General features: G+C 37.4%; 13 protein-coding genes and 1 pseudogene. 8 read left to right on the top strand and 6 right to left on the bottom strand.

What is annotated here, in order from left to right; genetic code table 11:
• Window positions 1-271: 271 nt before the first annotated feature.
• Window positions 272-2,395, bottom strand: coding sequence for a bifunctional 23S rRNA (guanine(2069)-N(7))-methyltransferase RlmK/23S rRNA (guanine(2445)-N(2))-methyltransferase RlmL (gene rlmKL / locus A9G13_RS05445; RefSeq protein WP_065556594.1), 2,124 nt, complete (start codon window positions 2,393-2,395; stop codon window positions 272-274).
• Window positions 2,396-2,931: 536 nt separating this feature from the next.
• Here rlmKL and A9G13_RS05450 point away from each other — a divergent pair.
• Window positions 2,932-3,645, top strand: coding sequence for a hypothetical protein (locus A9G13_RS05450; RefSeq protein WP_065556595.1), 714 nt, complete (start codon window positions 2,932-2,934; stop codon window positions 3,643-3,645).
• A gap of 135 nt (window positions 3,646-3,780) precedes the next feature.
• On the opposite strand, the gene glmS is transcribed toward A9G13_RS05450, so the two are convergent.
• Together glmS and glmU are read right to left on the bottom strand one after the other, a co-directional pair.
• Window positions 3,781-5,613 (bottom strand): glutamine--fructose-6-phosphate transaminase (isomerizing), encoded by a 1,833-nt coding sequence (gene glmS, locus A9G13_RS05455; protein WP_065556596.1) that lies wholly within the window; start codon window positions 5,611-5,613, stop codon window positions 3,781-3,783.
• A 13-nt stretch (window positions 5,614-5,626) separates the two neighbouring features.
• Complete coding sequence (glmU, locus tag A9G13_RS05460) at window positions 5,627-6,997, bottom strand: bifunctional UDP-N-acetylglucosamine diphosphorylase/glucosamine-1-phosphate N-acetyltransferase GlmU (protein WP_065557092.1); 1,371 nt, start codon at window positions 6,995-6,997, stop codon at window positions 5,627-5,629.
• Between the two features lie 158 nt (window positions 6,998-7,155).
• Between glmU and hemG the strand changes: the two genes are divergently transcribed.
• Both hemG and typA read left to right on the top strand, forming a co-directional pair.
• Window positions 7,156-7,719, top strand: coding sequence for a menaquinone-dependent protoporphyrinogen IX dehydrogenase (gene hemG, locus A9G13_RS05465; RefSeq protein WP_065557093.1), 564 nt, complete (start codon window positions 7,156-7,158; stop codon window positions 7,717-7,719).
• A gap of 124 nt (window positions 7,720-7,843) precedes the next feature.
• Window positions 7,844-9,670 (top strand): translational GTPase TypA, encoded by a 1,827-nt coding sequence (typA, locus tag A9G13_RS05470; protein WP_065556597.1) that lies wholly within the window; start codon window positions 7,844-7,846, stop codon window positions 9,668-9,670.
• A 50-nt stretch (window positions 9,671-9,720) separates the two neighbouring features.
• Here typA and A9G13_RS05475 read toward each other — a convergent pair whose 3' ends face one another.
• Window positions 9,721-10,251 carry an RnfABCDGE type electron transport complex subunit B gene (locus tag A9G13_RS05475; RefSeq protein WP_065556598.1) on the bottom strand — a complete coding sequence of 177 codons (531 nt, stop codon included), beginning with the start codon at window positions 10,249-10,251 and terminating at the stop codon, window positions 9,721-9,723.
• The gene (locus A9G13_RS05480; RefSeq protein ID WP_065556599.1) at window positions 10,251-11,951 is read right to left on the bottom strand and encodes a formate--tetrahydrofolate ligase; all 1,701 of its coding nucleotides are present in this window, start codon (window positions 11,949-11,951) and stop codon (window positions 10,251-10,253) included. The genes A9G13_RS05475 and A9G13_RS05480 overlap by 1 nt, the downstream gene beginning before the upstream one ends.
• 151 nt (window positions 11,952-12,102) lie before the next feature.
• Here A9G13_RS05480 and sohB point away from each other — a divergent pair, with 151 nt between their 5' ends.
• From sohB to A9G13_RS05505, 5 genes are all read left to right on the top strand, one after another.
• The gene (sohB, locus tag A9G13_RS05485; RefSeq protein WP_065556600.1) at window positions 12,103-13,212 is read left to right on the top strand and encodes a protease SohB; all 1,110 of its coding nucleotides are present in this window, start codon (window positions 12,103-12,105) and stop codon (window positions 13,210-13,212) included.
• A gap of 279 nt (window positions 13,213-13,491) precedes the next feature.
• The gene (gene aspT / locus A9G13_RS05490; RefSeq protein ID WP_065556601.1) at window positions 13,492-15,192 is read left to right on the top strand and encodes an aspartate-alanine antiporter; all 1,701 of its coding nucleotides are present in this window, start codon (window positions 13,492-13,494) and stop codon (window positions 15,190-15,192) included.
• Between the two features lie 28 nt (window positions 15,193-15,220).
• Window positions 15,221-16,816 (top strand): bifunctional aspartate transaminase/aspartate 4-decarboxylase, encoded by a 1,596-nt coding sequence (locus A9G13_RS05495; protein ID WP_065556602.1) that lies wholly within the window; start codon window positions 15,221-15,223, stop codon window positions 16,814-16,816.
• Window positions 16,817-17,091: 275 nt separating this feature from the next.
• Entirely contained in the window at window positions 17,092-18,267 is a 1,176-nt protein-coding gene (locus A9G13_RS05500) for a serine hydrolase domain-containing protein (RefSeq protein WP_065556603.1), read from the top strand.
• A 140-nt stretch (window positions 18,268-18,407) separates the two neighbouring features.
• Window positions 18,408-18,833, top strand: coding sequence for a DUF2628 domain-containing protein (locus A9G13_RS05505; protein ID WP_065556604.1), 426 nt, complete (start codon window positions 18,408-18,410; stop codon window positions 18,831-18,833).
• Between the two features lie 165 nt (window positions 18,834-18,998).
• Here the strand turns inward: A9G13_RS05505 and A9G13_RS05515 are convergent.
• A pseudogene (locus tag A9G13_RS05515) lies at window positions 18,999-19,190 on the bottom strand (alpha/beta hydrolase); the annotation flags it as partial.
• Window positions 19,191-19,233: the final 43 nt, after the last annotated feature.

Genomic DNA, 19,233 nt, shown 5'->3' on the forward strand with positions numbered 1-19,233 from the left:
TTTATACTTAATTTTAAAATTAAGTATAAAATCAATTAATTTCCAATATAGATAAAAAAAGGGTTTGCTAATCAAAAATCCTTGTTTGCCTTTTGTTAAACAACGTTTATAGTATATACGAATCTAGTTCACCGCCGTATAGGCGGTTTAGAAAAGTTGCAAACCCAATAAATTTATTGTCGAATTGTTCACCGCCGTATAGGCGGTTTAGAAAATTTAAAAGTTCATCCTCTAAAATGGATAAAGGTTCACCGCCGTATAGGCGGTATTTCTATTTTAAATGTTTGACAATAAAACAGCAGTGAATTTGCTTGTTACGTTTAAAATCAAGGGACAGGGTTTTGCTGGTGATATCTTGATATGACAACCCAAGATTGTGCATGCCAGTGTCATCCATTTTAAAACCACGTTTATTGTTGGAAAACACAATAACGCCATTCGGTCTTAATAACCGTTTTAAATCCGCCATTAATTTTAAATGATCGCGCTGTACGTCAAAGGTGTCTTGCATCCGTTTGGAATTGGAAAATGTCGGTGGATCGATAAAGATTAAATCGAATTGTGCATCACTTTGAGCCAGATAGAGTAAGCAATCAGCTTGAATCAAACGGTGTTTGTTGCCAGTTAAACCATTTTGTTTTAAATTGCGATCGGCCCATTCTAAGTATGTTCGTGACATATCGACGGTCGTGGTTGATTTTGCTCCGCCAAGGCCAGCATAAACAGTCGCACTACCAGTATAGGCAAACAGATTTAAAAAGTCTTTTCCGGCACTCATTTCACCAATCATTTTACGCGCCAGACGATGATCTAAAAATAAGCCAGTATCGAGGTAGTCAGTCACATTAACCCAAAACTGGGTTTTACGTTGGTTAATGGCGTATTCATGGACTAAAAAGTAATCCTGTTTTTGTGCCAGTTTTTGATATTGCTGTCTACCTTTCTGCTTCTCTCGGGTTTTTAGAATTAACTGATCGGCTGTGAGCGCTAACACTGACATAGTGGCATTGATTATATCGAATAATCGTTGACGGGTTTTTTGGGGATCGATATTTTTAGGTGCTGCGTACTCTTGCACCACCACTTTATCTTTATAACGATCGATTGCTACATTGTATTCGGGTAGATCAGCATCATAAAGCCGGTAACATTCTAACTGTTCTTGGTTGGCCCATTTTTCATATTTTTGCATATTTTTGCGTAGTCGGTTAGCAAAATCAGCCGCCGGTAGGCTTGGCGTTATTGTTTGCTGATTAGTCTCACGCTTGGCAATCACATAATTTTTTTGCACACAATCTAAAGGTCCATTTTTGGCCTTAAATTGCCGCTCGGCACGCATTTGTAAACAATCTAACAATTGTGGCGCACCGCTAAACAGCGATAAGCGCCAACCGGCAAAGTTGTGTTTGATTTGTTGACCAAGTGCTGTATGTAGTGCAATAAGTGCCGGTTCACTTTCTAATCGTTCACCATAGGGTGGATTACTGATAATCATTCCTGACGTTTCAGTGGGTAATGGATTAGTTAATTGGCTCACATCTTGCAATTTAAAAGTGATTAAATCACCTACGCCTGCTTGAGTAGCGTTTTGTTTGGCGCGCTCAAGCACTTGTGCATTATTATCATAACCGATAAATGGCGTATCAGCTTTAACTACATTATGTTTGGCTGCAAACAATAATTCGTTCCATAGGGAAGGGTTAAAGCCTTTCCAAGCAAAAAATCCCCATTGTTTGCGCTGTAATCCGGGTGGGATTTTGCAAGCAATCATCGCGGCTTCAATCAGCAAGGTACCAGAACCACACATAGGATCAAGCAGAGGCTCAGTAACTTGCCAACCAGAACGCATAATAATTGCCGACGCTAGATTCTCTTTTAATGGCGCTAGCCCAGTTTGTTGACGATAACCACGTTGGTGCAGACTATCACCACTTAAATCTAATGAAAGTGTTACATGATTTTTATGCAAATAAGCATGAATACGGATATCAGGATCTTGTTTAGCTACATTCGGGCGTTGATTAACTGTACGTGAAAAGTGATCGACAATGGCATCTTTAATTTTAAGTGCGCCATATTGGCTATTGCGAATAAAGTCATTGACGCCAACAAAGTTAATCACAAAGGAATTATCGACAGCAAAAATATCAGACCATTTGACGTTAAAAGCACATGAATAAAGATCCAAATCACTATAGATGTCAAATTCAACTATTGGTAATAAAATGCGTGATGCTAAACGAGACCATAATAGTGATTGATATAATGTGGTTTCATCAGCATCAAAATAGACACCGCCTTGAACAATTTTACTATTGGTTGAGCCTATCTCCTCTAACTCTTTCTTAAGTAATTCCTCAAGCCCTCGCGAGGTACTGGCAAATAACGTTTTCATGAATAATCCACTTTACAATAAAATTGCCTGCATTATAGCGACTAAATCCAATAGTGGGAAATTAAGGCAAACTTTATAAGCTATATTGCTTAAATAATTGTAAAGATGTTTCCTGAGAGGTATACGTTTAAGTATAAAAATAAAGTAAAAATATTGTTTTTATAGCAAAAATAAAGGTGTTAATGATTAAGATAATTTAACTCATATTTAAAGAACATTTAATGAGCTGAAACTATGTCGATAACGAATCACCATTGGAGTACTATGACTTTGAGGTTGCAACGAATTTCCAAAGGAATTTCTATAAATTTCTTTAGTAGGATGGAGTGATAAATCAAATGAAAAATCGTAATCTAAAACAGCCGAAATTAAAAAAACTAATTTAGTGAAATTTTTGGATTATTTGCTAAATAAATGAGTTATTTAATTCAATATAATAAATTAAAATTGAAATGATTAATGGATACTAAAAAGAGAATAAATTGTATGATTAAATACCTACAATTAGGTGTTAGTTACAAGGAAATGGAATAAAGATGAAAAAACTGGTATTCATTTGTTGCAACTGTATCTGGCTACTTTTGGGTTGTGATACCCAAGCAAATAATCATACACCAGTTTGCAATAGTTATAATGCATTGTCTTATCATGAATTTAGTCCAAATGATAAAGTGATTGTAAAACAAGTTATCATATCTGATATTTTAACTAGTAATGAATCAATAAAAACTGTCATTGAGGCTAATCAACAAGGTTTAATTACAAAAGTTATTGCTGCAGATGAAATAGATAATGTGAATGTAGATTATTCATCTAAATCAATAGATTACCAAAATCAACATTTCTCTTTAAATTTGGATAAGCATAACAACATCATGGCAATGATCGATAACAATAAACAAAATATTGTAGAATTTGATTATGACAAATTTGGTCAACTGATTAATAAAACTGATAATACCACTTTAGAATCAACAATCACGTCGTTTAATTATGTTAATAATAAGTTAAGTTCCCGTAGTGCAGCAAATGAAGGTCCCTGTTTGTGGTTAGCACAGTTTTTTTATAATGAATCTGGTTGGTTGTTCGAAAGTGACATGACATCTCCTTATAACGCGGCAGATGCTTGCCCCATTGGTGTTAAATGCTTCTATTCAGAACATAACCAATATGGTGATTGGACAAGTGGTTATTGTGTTTCAGGCGAGGGCATAACTAAATTGAAATTTTATCGGCAGTTAGAGTATTAATAGCATTCAGCCAATAGGTTATTTGTTAAAAGTCAGACTTATGGCTAAGTAAACTATTCTGATTTTTTCCAGAGATGTTGGTTAGATTGGTTTAATCAAACCAACATCAAATCTTCAAATTTAATACAGCGAAATTTACTCCACTGTAACAGATTTTGCCAAGTTGCGTGGCTGATCGACGTCGGTACCTTTAATTAACGCTACATGGTAGGCTAATAACTGAGTTGGGACAGTGTAATAAATAGGTGCAGTCAGTTCTTCAATATGCGGCAAGTTAATCACCTGCATGGTGTCGTCACTAACAAAACCGGCATCTTGCTGCGCAAATACATACAGTTGACCACCACGCGCACGCACTTCTTCGATATTAGATTTTAATTTTTCTAACAAATCGTTGGTTGGCGCCATGATAATTACTGGCATATCGGCATCAATTAAAGCTAATGGTCCATGTTTTAATTCCCCTGCAGCATAAGCTTCGGCATGAATATAAGAAATTTCTTTCAACTTTAATGACGCTTCCATAGCAATTGGGTATTCGTCGCCACGGCCTAAGAATAAAGCATGATGTTTATCAACGAATTGACCTGCTAGTTGTTTAATTTGAGGGTCAGCCATTAACACTTGTTCAATACGATTAGGCAGAGTTTGCAAGGCGTGGACAATCGCTTGTTCGGTACTTTCAGCCATATTATTTAAGCGACCTAATTTGGCGACTAACAATAATAATACGGTTAATTGAGTGGTAAAGGCTTTGGTTGAGGCCACACCAATTTCAACACCAGCTTTGGTTAATAATACTAAATCCGCTTCGCGCACCAAGGTTGAGGCTGCTACATTACAAACTGCCAAAGTGCTTAAGTAATGGTTTTCTTTGGCTAAACGTAAAGCTGCAAGTGTGTCAGCTGTTTCCCCCGATTGCGATAAGGTAATAAATAAGCTATTTTTACGGCGAGCGGGTTTGCGGTAACGGAATTCGGAGGCAATTTCGACATCGCACGGGATTCCGGCTAATGCTTCAAACCAATAGCGTGCTACCATCCCGGCATTATAAGCAGTGCCACAAGCAACAATTTGTACATGTTCAACTTGTTTAAGAATAGCTTCCGCTTGATCGCCAAGTTCCGTTAAATCAACTTTACCATGTGCCATTCGGCCTTCAAGGGTATTTTTTATTGCATTGGGTTGTTCATAAATTTCTTTTTGCATGTAATGGCTATAGCCCCCTTTACTGCCGGCATCATATTTGGCGTCGGATTCTACGCGTGGGCGTGTCACTTCAGTAAAGTTCTTATCAATGATAGAGATGGTGCGATGACTGATTAATGCAATATCACCTTCCTCCAAAAAGATAAACTGGCGGGTTACGGGTAATAAGGCTAGTTGATCGGAGGCAATAAAATTTTCGCCAACGCCACAACCAATAACTAATGGGCTACCTGAGCGAGCGGCAACCAAAATATCGGGGTTGCGCGTATCCATAATCACCGTACCGTAAGCACCGCGTAATTGCGGAACGGCTTTTTGTACCGCCTCAAATAAATTACAGTCGTCGGTGGCTATGATGTCATGCACTAAATGGGCAATCACTTCGGTATCGGTTTCTGATCGGAATTGATAACCTTTGGCAATCAGGCTTTCACGTAATGGTTCAAAATTTTCAATAATACCATTATGCACAACGGCTATAAAATCGGAAACATGTGGGTGGGCATTATGTTCGGATGGTTCACCGTGGGTTGCCCAGCGGGTGTGAGCGATCCCTGTTGATCCTTTGAGCGGGTGCTGTTCTACCGCATCTTTGAGAGCCTGTACTTTACCTACTCGGCGGATGCGTTGTAGTTCGCCTTGCGGTGAAATAATAGCTAATCCGGCAGAATCGTAACCTCGGTATTCTAAACGTTTTAACCCTTCTAAAAGAATTTCTGCAACGTCACGTTTGGCGATAGCGCCAACAATTCCACACATAGTTTATTCCTCGTTATTTAGTTTTTGTTGGGCGTTTCCAACCGGGTAGCTGTTGTTGTCTAACTCGACTTAAGACTAATTCATTGTCATTAACATTACTTGTTACTGTGGTACCGGCAGCAATAGTGGCACCTTTACCAATGGTGACAGGTGCAATTAACTGCGTATCTGAACCGACAAATACATCATCTTCAATAATAGTTTTAAATTTATTGGCACCATCATAATTACAGGTAATCGTGCCGGCACCAATATTAACATTACTACCAATTTCACTATCACCAAGATAAGTTAAATGCCCAGCTTTGGTGCCTTTACCTAAATGCGCCTTTTTGAGTTCAACAAAGTTACCTACATGAGCTTGTTCATCAAGTTGGTTACCTGGACGTAATCTAGCAAAAGGACCGACGGTACAATGGTTAGCTAATATTGAATCTTCAATAATGCTATAAGGACTAATTACTGAGTTATCATCAATACGACAATTTTTAAGCATGCACCCGGCACCAATAAACACGTTATTCCCGAGTTTGACATCCCCTTCGATAATCACATTGCAATCTATAGTTACATCTTGACCATGGGTGAGGGTACCGCGTAAATCAAAACGATTCGGATCGAGCAGAGTAACGCCGGCTAACAACAATTTATGCGCTTGCTGTTGTTGATATTGGCGTTCTACAGTTGCTAATTGCACGCGATTATTCACGCCTTCCACTTCAAAGGATTGCACAGGGTGCGAAGTTAAAATCTCGTAACCATCTTGATGGGCGAAAGCGATAATATCGGTTAAATAGAATTCTTGTTGAGCATTATTATTGGTTAACCGTTCTAACCAATTTTTAAGTAATTTGCCAGTGACCAACATAATACCGGTGTTGATTTCTTTAATTTTTTGTTGCTCAGGTGTAGCATCTTTTTGTTCAACAATAGCCACAACTTTGCCATTTTTACGCTCTATGCGACCGTATCCAGCCGGATCGTCAAGTAATACCGTCAATAAAGCAATGCCTTGTTTGGGTTTATTGGCAATCAGATTTTGTAAGGTTTGCACCGAAATAAGTGGGGTGTCAGCATATAAGATCAAGATATCCTCATCATCTTCAATATAAGGAATTGCTTGCTGCACCGCATGCCCGGTACCGAGTTGCTCAGCCTGATAAACCAGTTGTACAGGTTGATCTTTTAAAGCTTGTTCTAATTGTTGTTTACCATGTCCGTAAATTATATTGATGTGATTGGTATTAATTTGTTGAACTGTATCAATAACATGTTGTAACATCGGTTTAGCGCCGATTTTGTGTAAAACTTTAGGGAGGTTGGAATACATCCGGGTGCCTTTTCCTGCCGCCAAAATAATTGCACTAAGTTTTGGGGGTGAAATTGCCATAATCAGTTCCATGCTAATTTAATTAGTCTACTACTATAATAAAAGTTACTGGTTAAATCACCCCCAATTTATTAATTTTTCTCATAAAAAAAGTAATCTTGGTCAAGACTGAGTATTATTACTAATAAGGAATCAATACCATGAGTACTGATATGAAAATTTTATTACTGTATACCACACATGAAAAGCAGACGCTTAAGATCATGCAACGTATAAAACAACATTTAGCTGGTAAATTAGATTGTGATTTAATTGAATTGCTGCCAAATTCCCATATTGATTTGTCAAAATATCACGCCGCATTGCTTGGTTGTTCGATTCGTTATGGCTTTTATAGTAAAGTGATGAAAAAATTTATTGATAATAATTATCAAAAATTAAATAGTATGCCATCTGCCTTTTTTGGCGTGAATGTGGTGGCAAGGAAGCCAAATAAAAATACTCCTGAAACCAACTTATATACTAAGAAATTCCTGGCGAAAATAGCTTGGCACCCTAAATTAAAAGCGGTTTTTGCTGGTGCACTTTATTACCCACAATATAATTGGTTTGATCGTAATATGATTCGCTTTATTATGTGGCTAGGCAAAGGTGATACTGATGTGACTAAACCTGTGATTGAGTATACTGATTGGTCTAAAGTTGATGAATTTGCCGCTAAATTTTATACTGAAACGTATACTTCTCAGGAAACATCTTCACAAAAAGATCTATAATTTTTGCCTTTAGCAAGGCATTAAAGTTCTTTTAAAGAAACTTTGTGATATAGATCAACATTTCAACTAAAAAGGTGTACAATATCGCGCCTAAAGAATCTGTCTCCTAATTGGGATTTTAATTGTGATTGAAAATTTAAGAAATATAGCCATTATTGCACACGTTGACCATGGTAAAACCACCTTGGTTGATAAGTTATTGAAACAATCCGGCACGCTTGATAATTTGCGTGGTGAGGAAAATGAACGAATAATGGACTCAAACGCGCTTGAAAAAGAACGCGGTATTACTATTTTAGCTAAAAATACAGCTATAAACTGGAATGGTTATCGAATTAATATTGTGGATACTCCGGGGCATGCTGACTTTGGTGGTGAAGTTGAACGTGTAATGTCAATGGTTGATTCAGTGTTATTGCTGGTAGATGCCATGGATGGACCAATGCCTCAAACGCGCTTTGTGACTCAAAAAGCTTTTGCTTATGGCTTAAAACCAATTGTAGTTATTAATAAAGTTGACCGCCCGGGTGCACGTCCGGATTGGGTAGTTGATCAGGTATTCGATCTATTTGTTAATTTAGGTGCTACCGATGAACAATTAGACTTTCCAATAGTTTATGCTTCTGCGCTAATGGGTATTGCGGGGCTGGATCATGAAGTTATGGCTCCAGACATGACCCCATTATTCGAAGCGATTGTCAAATACGTTGAGCCACCAAAAGTGGATTTAGATGGTCCATTCCAAATGCAAATATCACAACTTGATTATAATAATTATGTTGGCGTAATTGGTATTGGTCGCATTAAACGTGGTCGTGTTAAACCAAATCAGCAAGTCACGATTGTCGATAGTGAAGGTAACAAACGTACCGGTAAAGTAGGGCAAGTATTAGGTCATTTAGGTTTACAGCGCTATGAAGCCGAAGTTGCTGAAGCGGGTGACATTATTGCTTTAACTGGTCTTGGTGAACTCGGTATTTCGGACACTATTTGTGATAATAATGCGGTGGAAGCCTTACCGGCATTAAGTGTGGACGAACCAACAGTGACTATGTTCTTTAATGTTAACAACTCGCCTTTTGCTGGTAAAGAAGGTAAATTTGTGACTTCGCGCCAAATTTTGGAACGTTTAAATAAAGAGTTAGTGCATAACGTGGCGCTGCGAGTTGAAGAAACTCCGGATCCTGATGCCTTTAAAGTGTCTGGTCGTGGTGAACTACATTTATCAGTGTTAATCGAAAACATGCGCCGTGAAGGCTATGAGTTAGGTGTTTCCCGTCCTAAAGTTATTTATCGTGAAATTGATGGTAAAAAACAAGAACCATTCGAACAAGTCACCCTCGATATTGAAGAACAACATCAAGGTTCGGTGATGGAAGCACTAGGTTTACGTAAAGGTGATTTAACCAATATGTTACCTGATGGCAAAGGCCGAGTGCGTTTAGATTATGTTATTCCAAGCCGAGGACTGATTGGTTTTAGAACTGAGTTTATGACTATGACTTCGGGTACTGGTTTACTTTATTCAACCTTTAGTCATTATGATGATGTGCGTCCGGGTGAAATTGGCCAACGTAATAATGGGGTAATGATTTCAAACGGTACCGGTAAAGCACTGGCGTATGCTTTATATAGCTTGCAAGATCGTGGTAAGTTGTTCATTGGTCATGGTGCAGAGGTTTATGAAGGTCAAATTATTGGTATTCATACGCGTTCCAATGATTTAACCGTTAACTGTTTAACTGGTAAAAAATTAACTAACATGCGAGCGTCAGGTACAGATGAAGCAACTACGTTGTCACCACCAGTTAAGATGTCATTAGAACAAGCATTAGAGTTTATTGATGATGATGAATTAGTAGAAGTAACACCATTGTCTATCCGTTTACGTAAACGTCATTTAACTGAGAATGATCGTAAGCGTGCCTTTAGAAGTAATAATAAAGACTAGTTTATGGTGGTTTATTAACGATAACAGCTACTTTAAAATGAAAAGCCTCGCTAATTAGCGAGGTTTTTTTGGGCTTTTACTCTAGCAATAGCATCGGCAACAAATTGTTTGCGATCTGTTGGGGTGTTAGCATGGCTATTTACCATATCATTGGGTGCTAGTGAAGCAACAGTAAGGTTTTTCTTAGCTCTTACTCTGGCAATAGCATCAGCAACTGACTGTTTACGATCTTTTGGCTTGTTAGTATTGGTGTTAACCGGCATTGTCCGCTGGAATAAGATAGTTGGCGGCACTAGTTGATTTTGAGTTAAGCGTAGCTGTTTTTGCTCAGTTAATTGTAATTCTTCTTGTACTGTTAATGCGGTACCTAGTGTACTTAAAGTAATACAATCGGTTGGGCAGGTATTAATACAGTTACTACATGAGGTACAAAATTGGGGCAAAATAGTGTGTAATACTTGTTTGCTCCCAACGATCGCATCAGTGGGGCAAACGCGAATGCATTTGCCGCAGCCAATACAATTTTCTTCATCAATAAAAGCTTTATAGACTTGTTGGTTTTGCATGATAACTTCTTGCATTAACTTAAACCTACAATATTACCATCTTTGTCAATATCGATGTGGCGATAAGCTGGGTTAGTACCTAGCCCAGGCATGGTCATAACATTACCGGCATAAACCCGAATAAAACCAGCACCAGCCGAAATAGCTAGGTGACTAATATCAACATCAAAGTCAGTAGGTACATTTTTTAAATTGGCATCAGCACTAATCGACATCGGTGTTTTGGCAATACAAAGTGGTAAGTGATCGAGCTTCAGTGCTTCAATCTCCTGAATATTCTTTAAAGCTTGATCGGATAGATTGGCTTTATTGGCACCATATTTTTTTACCATAGTTTGGATTTTATCAATTAAAGGCATATTATCCGGATAAGGTAATTTAATCTCACTTGGCATGTCGCATGCTTTAATCACATGTTGAGCCAATTTTGCAGTACCTTTGCCACCTTGAGTAAAGGCTTCACTCACTTCACAAGCAAAGGCACCATGTTCAATGGCATATTGTTGTAAAAAGGCCAACTCTTCTTCACTATCATGTGGAAAGCGGTTAATAGCAACAATCACTTGTAGGCCATAACTTTTGGCATTATTGATGTGCCAAGCTAAGTTAGCGGCACCCAGTTCCAGTAGTTCCACATTAGACTCTGAAACTTCTTTAGGTATAGCTTGTCCTGGTTTGATGTTGTATTTGCCACTATTGGATTTTAAACTACGTACCGTCGCGACTAATACTATACACGCAGCTTTAATACCAGCTTGACGATATTTGATATTAAAGAATTTTTCCATGCCCATGTCCGAACCAAAACCAGCTTCTGTGATCACATAATCGGCAACTTGCAAAGCAATGCGATCGGCAATCACTGACGAATTACCATGCGCTATATTGGCAAATGGTCCGGCATGAATTAATACTGGGGTATTTTCAACAGTTTGCATCAAGTTGGGATTAATGGCATTTTTCAATAGTACCGTCATCGCGCCAGCAACTTCAAGTTGTTCGGCAGTAATAGCTTCACCTTGGGTATTATACGCTAAAATAATGCGACCAATACGTGCCCGCATATCGTGTAAATCGGAAGCTAAAGCTAAAATTGCCATTAATTCAGAGGCCGCAGTAATTTCAAAGCCATCACGGCGCTCAATACCATTAACACCACCACCCACTCCAACAGTAATATGGCGTAAAGCCCGATCGTTATGATCGATAACTCGCTTCCAAACAATGCGATTTTGGTCGATATTTAAACGCGGTAGACCAGTTTGTGCGGTAAATTCATCACCTAGGCGATCTTCATGATAAAGCCTGGCATCTAATGCTGCTGAAGCTAAATCATGGGCGGCGGTAATGGCATGAATATCACCAGTTAAATGTAAATTTAAAGTCTCCATTGGGATTACTTCGGCTTGACCACCGCCTGCGGCACCACCTTTCACCCCAAAAACAGGCCCTAAACTTGGTTGCCGAATACAGGCAATTGCCTTTTTACCAAGGTAATTTAATCCTTCACTAAGTCCGATAGTATTAACTGTTTTGCCTTCGCCTAGCGGGGTAGGTGTGATTGCAGTAACTAATACCAGCTTACCTTGAGGTTGGTTTTTATTTGCTTGGATAATGGCTAAATCAATTTTGGCAACATGTTTACCATAAGGTAAAACATAGGCTTCAGGAATATTACATTGGGCAGCAATTTCGGTAATTGGGCGTAAAGGCATTTTAGTTCTCGTCTAATAATAATCAGGCTCTCAGTATAAATAATTTAAATAGCCGAATAAAGCAGCAAATGCGTGTTTATTAAATTTAGGCACAATCATTGATTATATTGCTATAATAGAACCATCATTCAATCAAAAGGATCATAATTAAATGCATTGGTTTTCAGAATATTCGCTGTTTTTAGCAGAAACCGCCACCGTAGTAATTGCTATTTTGGCTGTACTTGTTTTTATTTTAAGTCAACGACGGAAACTAGCTACTGCTGCCGGGCATTTATCCGTCAAAGATGTGAGTAAAGAATATGAGCAAATCAAAGATGATATGCTGATGTCAAGTATGGATGAGCTTGAAGCAAAGTTGTTTACTAAAGATCTTAAAAAACAAAAAAAACTGGAAAAGAAACAAGCAAAAATTGCGGCTAAGCAGAAAAAGAAAGCCGCGAAAAATAATGAGCAATCTGCTAACCAATCAACTGTAACAGATCCTGTAACACCAACAACAAAGGATACATCTGATAAAGCAAAAGCTAAATTATTTGTATTGTCTTTTAACGGCAGTATGGATGCGCATGAAGTTGAAGAATTACGTCAAGAAATTACTGCGGTGCTGGCTATTATTAAACCCGAAGATGAAGTAGTGGTTAAATTAGAAAGCCCGGGTGGTGTGGTTCATGGTTATGGGTTGGCCGCTTCACAATTATTACGTTTTCGAACTCGCGAAATTCCTTTTACGGCAGTGGTGGATAAAGTGGCTGCCAGTGGTGGCTATATGATGGCTTGTACTGCAAATAAAATTGTGGCTGCCCCCTTTGCCATTGTGGGTTCTATTGGGGTAGTAGCGCAAATTCCTAACTTTAATCGGTTACTTAAAAAACATGATGTGGATATTGAGTTACAAACTGCCGGTGCCTACAAACGTACACTGACTATGTTTGGTGAAAACACTGATGAAGGTCGGCAGAAATTCAAACAAGAACTTGAAGAAACCCATTTATTATTTAAAGACTTTGTTAAAGAATACCGACCAAATGTGGATATAGAACAAGTGGCAACCGGTGAACATTGGTTTGCTAGCCAAGCTAAAGACAAAGGTTTAGTCGACGAAATTAGCACCAGTGATGATTTTATTCTATCTCATTTAGAGTCACATAAAATCATATCGGTAAAATACCAGCGCAAACAAAAACTATCAGAAAAGCTATCTAAAAACGTAGTTAAAGGTCTGGAACGACTTTTTCTTAGACATGAAAAAGGGCTGTAAAAGCCCTTTTATAACCTTCATTTTATGAGTATATTAATGGAAACAATAATTTTTATTCTATAATGTTTAGCCGTTAACCAAATCATTGCATATCATCTTTCCTTACAATAAAAAAGTAGTAATAAAAGATCTTCTAACGATATAATTAATCGTTAAAACTAACTATCTATTATTTAATAAGCAGTTTAATATATAACTGTATTCAAAATTTGCTGAATACGGCTCCAATTCCCTACATTTCTTTCTTACTTCTTTTTTTTATGCTTGAGGACAATTATCATGCTTCAATGGCTTTTGAATTGGATTTTAGATGGACTTAAACATTCACCTGAAATTCTTTTGTTTTTATCGTTAAGTTTAGGGTATTTAATTGGTGGTATTCGAATCGGTAAATTCCAACTTGGTGGCGTTGCTGGTTCATTGTTAGTCGCGGTAGCATTAAGTGTGTTTGGCGTCACCGTTGATGCCGGTGTTAAAGCCGTGTTATTCGCATTATTCATTTATGCTGTTGGTTTTGAAAGTGGCCCGCAGTTTTTCCGTTCCCTTGGTGTTAAAACTTTGCGGGAAATCTTTTTAGCATTGTTTATTGCTGTTGCCGGGTTAATTACAGTAGTTGTATTAGCTAAAATATTTAATTTAGATAAAGGGTTAGCAGCAGGTTTAGCCGCCGGTGGTTTAACGCAATCAGCTATTATGGGGACAGCATCCGATGCTTTATCACAACTTGGTTTAAGTGCGGATGAGCTTAGTAAATTACAAAGTAATGTTACTATAGGCTATGCGGTTACTTATATATTCGGTTCTTTAGGTGCGATTATTGTGTGTGTGAATATTCTACCAAAAATAATGGGTCGGGATATTCGCGATGATGCTATGAAAGCTGAAGCCGAACAACTTAATGGATCGCTATTATTAGGTAACAATCAAAATTTAGCCTTGTCTGATATTAGTGGGCGCCTTTATCGTATAACAAATAATATTGCGCAAACTGTTGCTCAGATTGAACAAAAATTAAATGGTATCAGTGTTGAACGTATTAAACGTGGTAATAAAATCATTGAAGCAGCTCCGGATACTGCCTTAAAAGCCAAAGATATTATTTTAGTGGTAGGGCATCGTAATGCCATGATTAAAGCGCATGAGTTATTTGGTTCTGAAGTTAACTCGGCTTCTGGCATGGATATTATTATGAATACTCAAGATGTAGAGATGCGTAATACTCGTTATGTCGGTGAGAGTTTAAAACAAGTATTGGCATCTGATGAGGTAATGAAATTAAAACATGGTATTTATCTCATTGCTATTCATCGCGATGGTCAACCACTTAATCTCAATGACGATATTCATTTACAATTGGGCGATATTATTACTGTTTATGGCGCTGATAGTGATTTAAAACGTGTCATTGATAGGATTGGTGCACCAATTACTAAGAGTGAAAAAACTGATTGGATCTTCCATGGTTTAGGATTAGTTGTTGGACTGATTATTGGTTTGATTGTCATTCGGGTTAGTGGTATTCCAATCACTCTTGGTGCTGGTGGTGGTGCATTGCTTTCCGGTTTAATATTTGGTTGGTACCGTTCCCTACATCAAACTATGGGTAATATTCCAACAGGTGCACTGCAATTATTAAAAGATTTTGGTCTGGCAGGTTTTGTTGCGGTTGTTGGTCTAAGTTCTGGATTACAGGCGATTAATACTATTCGTGAACAAGGTTTATCCCTTTTCCTTATTGGGATTGTAGTAACTCTATTACCAATGATTTTAGCTATCTATTTTGGTAAATATGTCCTTGGTTATAAAAATGCGGCGGTGTTTGCGGGTGCGCTTTCAGGTGCACGCAGTGCCAATCCGGCATTTGGTGAAGTACTTAATAAAGCGGGTAATTCTACTCCTACCAACTCTTTTGCTATTACTTATGCTCTAGCTAATGTATTCCTAACTTTATTAGGTCCATTGGTTGTGGCTTTTGTTTAATTGATATGTCAAATTAAGGATCCAGATTATGAAAAATAAAACAGATTATGCTCAATATGCTAATTTAAGTCCTTTTGAATTAAAAGATAACTTAATTAAACTAGCACAAAGCCACACAGATCGGGTTATGCTAAATGCTGGTCGTGGTAACCCTAATTTTCTAGCAACTTGGCCGCGTCAAGCCTTTTTCCAACTTGGGGTATTTGCACTTCAAGAATCAGAAATGTCTTATTCTTACTTAAATGAAGGTGTAGGTGGCATGCCGATTAAGGCTGGTTTAACTGGTCGCTTTGAACATTTTGTTCGTCTTAATTATGAAACTCCAGGGGTTGCCTTTTTGGGTAAAGCCTTCTCTTATATTCGCGATCAACTGGGATTAGACGAAAACGCTTTTCTACAAGAAATGGTAGAAGGTATTTTAGGTTGTAATTATCCAGTGCCGGATAGAATGTTACGTTTTAGTGAAGAAGTCGTTAAAGCCTATGTTCTAGAACAAATGGGTGCTCAATATCTTCATCGCGACGAAATTGATCTTTTCGCCGTTGAAGGCGGTACTGCGGCAATGGCTTATATATTTAATTCCATGAAAGAAAATGGTTTAATCGAAAAAGGCGACAAAATTGCCATTGGTGCGCCAATTTTTACTCCTTATCTTGAAATCCCTGAATTAAATGATTATCAATTGGTGGAAGTATTAGTTAATTCCGATCCTAAACTTAATTGGCAATATCCGGAATCAGAATTACGTAAATTAGAAGATCCATCAATAAAAGCGTTTTATTTGGTCAATCCATCTAATCCACCTTCAGTAAAAATAGATAATAAAAGTTTACAAATTATTGCCGATATCGTTAAAAAACGCCCAGATTTAATCATTTTAACAGATGATGTATATGGTACTTTCGCTGATGATTTCCAATCACTATTTGCCATCTGTCCAAAAAATACAATTTTAGTGTACTCATTCTCTAAATATTTTGGCGCAACAGGCTGGCGTTTAGGTGTAATTGCCATGACCCGCGATAACATTGTGGATAAAACCATTAAAGCCTTACCGAAGAAAGCCAAAGATGTTTTAAACAAACGTTATAGTTCGATTGTTACCGATCCTCAAAATTTGAAATTTATTGATCGTTTGGTAGCTGATAGCCGAGCTGTGGCATTAAATCATACTTCTGGTCTTTCTACTCCACAACAAGTACAAATGGTGTTATTTGCCTTATGCGAAATGATGGATAGCGATCAAAGCTATAAAGCAACATTGAAGAATCTAATCCGTCGCCGAGCGGCATCACTCTATCAACATTTAGGTTTACAACATAAATCGGATGAAAATAGTGTTGATTATTACACCTTGATCGACCTTGAAAGCATTTGCCGTGAATTGTATGACGATAAATTTGCTAAATGGATCTTAAAAAATAAAAATCCAACTGAATTGCTATTTAGAATTGCCGATGAAACTGGTGTGGTATTATTACCAGGTAAAGGCTTTGCTGTGCAACATCCTTCTGCACGGGCATCATTAGCTAATTTAAATGAATACCAATATGCAGCTATCGGTTTATCATTACGTAAACTTGCTCAAGAATACTATGATGAGTATAAAGCTAAAAATAAATAACCTAGCTTAAATATAAAAACTAATATCTTTGAAAAGGTATTTAAAACCAAACCCTAGTTCAGCTAGGGTTTTTTTGTGTTTATTATGTTATTAAAAATTTATTTTTTAATAATGTGTTATGCCCGTAAAGTGATAAAGCCTTAAAGAATTTCTCCTTAATTATTTTTAGATAAAGGCTAATTTTATTGATTAATCAAATTAGGTTATTATTGAGTAATATTATTTATAAAAAGTAATAACAATTTTTAAGCAACAATACAATATAAGGATATATTATGAATTCTCACCATTTAGCTACTGCGATGGCGACAACTATTAATCAAGTTAATCATGATGCTGTAGAAAATAAACGCATTGTTGGTTCTGTCGTTATAGTGGCTAAAAATGGTGAAATCATTTATCAACAAGCGAGTGGTTATGCGAATCGCGAACAGCAAATACCCATGCATACTGACTTGCTATTTTTATTATCATCGGTAACTAAACCAATAGTGACAGCGGCGGCTTTACGGTTAGTTGAACAAGGGGTACTGGATCTACAATCGCCAGTTACCGATTATCTTCCTAATTTTACACCAAAACTTGCTAGTGGCGAGCAACCGGTTATAACTTTACATCATTTACTGACGCATAGTGCAGGATTGAAGTATCGGTGTGACGAACCTAATGGTAAAGGTAATTATAATTCTTTGCAGATTTCTGATGGCTTTGACCAAATTGCTATAAGCATCGACGAGAATCTTAAGCGCTTATCCCAAGCCACACTTATTTACCCACCGGGTACTAATTGGTGCTATTCATTAGCCCTCGATGTGTTAGGTGCGGTATTGGCAGCTGCCACCAAACAATTATTAGCAACGGTCATTAAAACACTAATCACTGAACCATTAAACATGTCACAAACAGGTTTTGCTGTTTCTGAAAGTAGTCAGTTAGTGACCCATTATTATGATGCCTCTCCTGAACCGTTGCCAATGCCAAGCCCATATTTTATGCATTTAGGTGACTCATGGAATAATGGCATTTTATCTTATGATCCTAAACGCATATTCAATAAACATGCTTACCAATCTGGTGGTGCCGGAATGGTTGGCAATGCGCCTGAATTTATGCAATTTTTATTAGCATTAACCGCAACAAATAATCCAATAAGCCAACAAAAATTTATGGATAAAATGGCTCAATGCTATGTAAGTAGTAATTATGCAACTCAAGGCCCAGGTTGGGGATTCGGTTATGGTGGTGCGGTACTTGATAATCCAACTCTAGCTCAAACTCCACAAGGTAAAGGCACAATAGAGTGGGGTGGAATATATGGTCATAATTGGTTTTACGATCCCCAGCAAGATTTAGCGGTTGTCATTTTTACTAACACAGCGATAGAAGGCATGTCAGGCCTTTACCCAACGCAAATTAAAGATGCCGTTTACCGTTCATTGTCTTTAATTTGAATATGCTAAATTTGATTCAAGAATATGGATTTAAACTTAAATAACTAAATTTTGATAAAAAATTTTATAATAAGATACAAATCGTTAAAATATTCATATATAATACCGATAAATTTTTTTCGATATAATTATTAAATGATATGAAAAGTTATAAAGTTTTCCAACATCCGGATGGTAGAATCGAAGCAGTTAAACAAGGTTGGTCTTGGCCGGCTTTCTTTTTTGGTATTATATGGGCAATTATAAAAAGATTGTGGGGTCTTGTTGGTATCCTTTGCGGACTCGCGGTGCTGCTATTTTTTATTTCTTTGGCATTTGATCCTATTTCAAGCTCAGGCTATTACTCACAAAGCCAACTCCAATCAGCCGCAGCTTTAGACTCATTTTTGAATATACTCGCCATAGTTGTTTCTATTGTCTTGGGTCGACAAGGGAATAAGCTAAGAGAACTCAATCTAACCAAAAAGGGTTATCAACTTATTCATACTGTTGATGCAGAAAATCCTGATAAGGCGATTGCTGAAGCTAAAACTACTCATAAAAGTGATGCAAGTATCAATATATAGTTATAACAATTCTGAATTGATTTAAATAAATCATATTTGCTGGTTAATTTAAACAATATATCTAATGCTGGTGCTAATGATTCAAGATCACCTTGTGCAGTTAGAGCTGCAATCAAAACTATACTTTGTTGTTTAGGTGTTGAAGCAAAAGAGCTGGCATCAGTTGTAAACATTGGCGGCAATTTGGATACCATGAAGTTGGTAAGTAACAGGGTGAATATTAACTTTACCGGCTACATTTTCGGTAATAGCATTACCATAAGTTAATGTAAACGGATTTTTGCGATAATCATCGGCGACGGCAGAACCAGCTAATGATGCAGTTACCACTGCGGCTACAACCATTTTTTTTATCATTTTTTCAATCCCTCAAAGTAAGTAGAAAATAAACTGTTAACTC

The organism is Gilliamella sp. wkB178 (assembly GCF_001690705.1).
Classification (GTDB): domain Bacteria; phylum Pseudomonadota; class Gammaproteobacteria; order Enterobacterales; family Orbaceae; genus Gilliamella; species Gilliamella apicola_K.

Excerpts from the sequence above, each read along its gene's own strand:
- A9G13_RS05480 (WP_065556599.1), bottom strand. The coding sequence starts at position 11,951 with ATGCCTTTACGCCCAATTACCGAAATTGCTGCCCAATGTAATATTCCT.
- hemG (WP_065557093.1), top strand. The coding sequence starts at position 7,156 with ATGAAAATTTTATTACTGTATACCACACATGAAAAGCAGACGCTTAAG.
- rlmKL (WP_065556594.1), bottom strand. The coding sequence starts at position 2,395 with ATGAAAACGTTATTTGCCAGTACCTCGCGAGGGCTTGAGGAATTACTT.
- glmS (WP_065556596.1), bottom strand. The coding sequence starts at position 5,613 with ATGTGTGGAATTGTTGGCGCTATCGCCAAACGTGACGTTGCAGAAATT.
- A9G13_RS05475 (WP_065556598.1), bottom strand. The coding sequence starts at position 10,251 with ATGCAAGAAGTTATCATGCAAAACCAACAAGTCTATAAAGCTTTTATT.
- A9G13_RS05495 (WP_065556602.1), top strand. The coding sequence starts at position 15,221 with ATGAAAAATAAAACAGATTATGCTCAATATGCTAATTTAAGTCCTTTT.
- A9G13_RS05500 (WP_065556603.1), top strand. The coding sequence starts at position 17,092 with ATGAATTCTCACCATTTAGCTACTGCGATGGCGACAACTATTAATCAA.
- A9G13_RS05450 (WP_065556595.1), top strand. The coding sequence starts at position 2,932 with ATGAAAAAACTGGTATTCATTTGTTGCAACTGTATCTGGCTACTTTTG.
- sohB (WP_065556600.1), top strand. The coding sequence starts at position 12,103 with ATGCATTGGTTTTCAGAATATTCGCTGTTTTTAGCAGAAACCGCCACC.
- aspT (WP_065556601.1), top strand. The coding sequence starts at position 13,492 with ATGCTTCAATGGCTTTTGAATTGGATTTTAGATGGACTTAAACATTCA.
- A9G13_RS05505 (WP_065556604.1), top strand. The coding sequence starts at position 18,408 with ATGAAAAGTTATAAAGTTTTCCAACATCCGGATGGTAGAATCGAAGCA.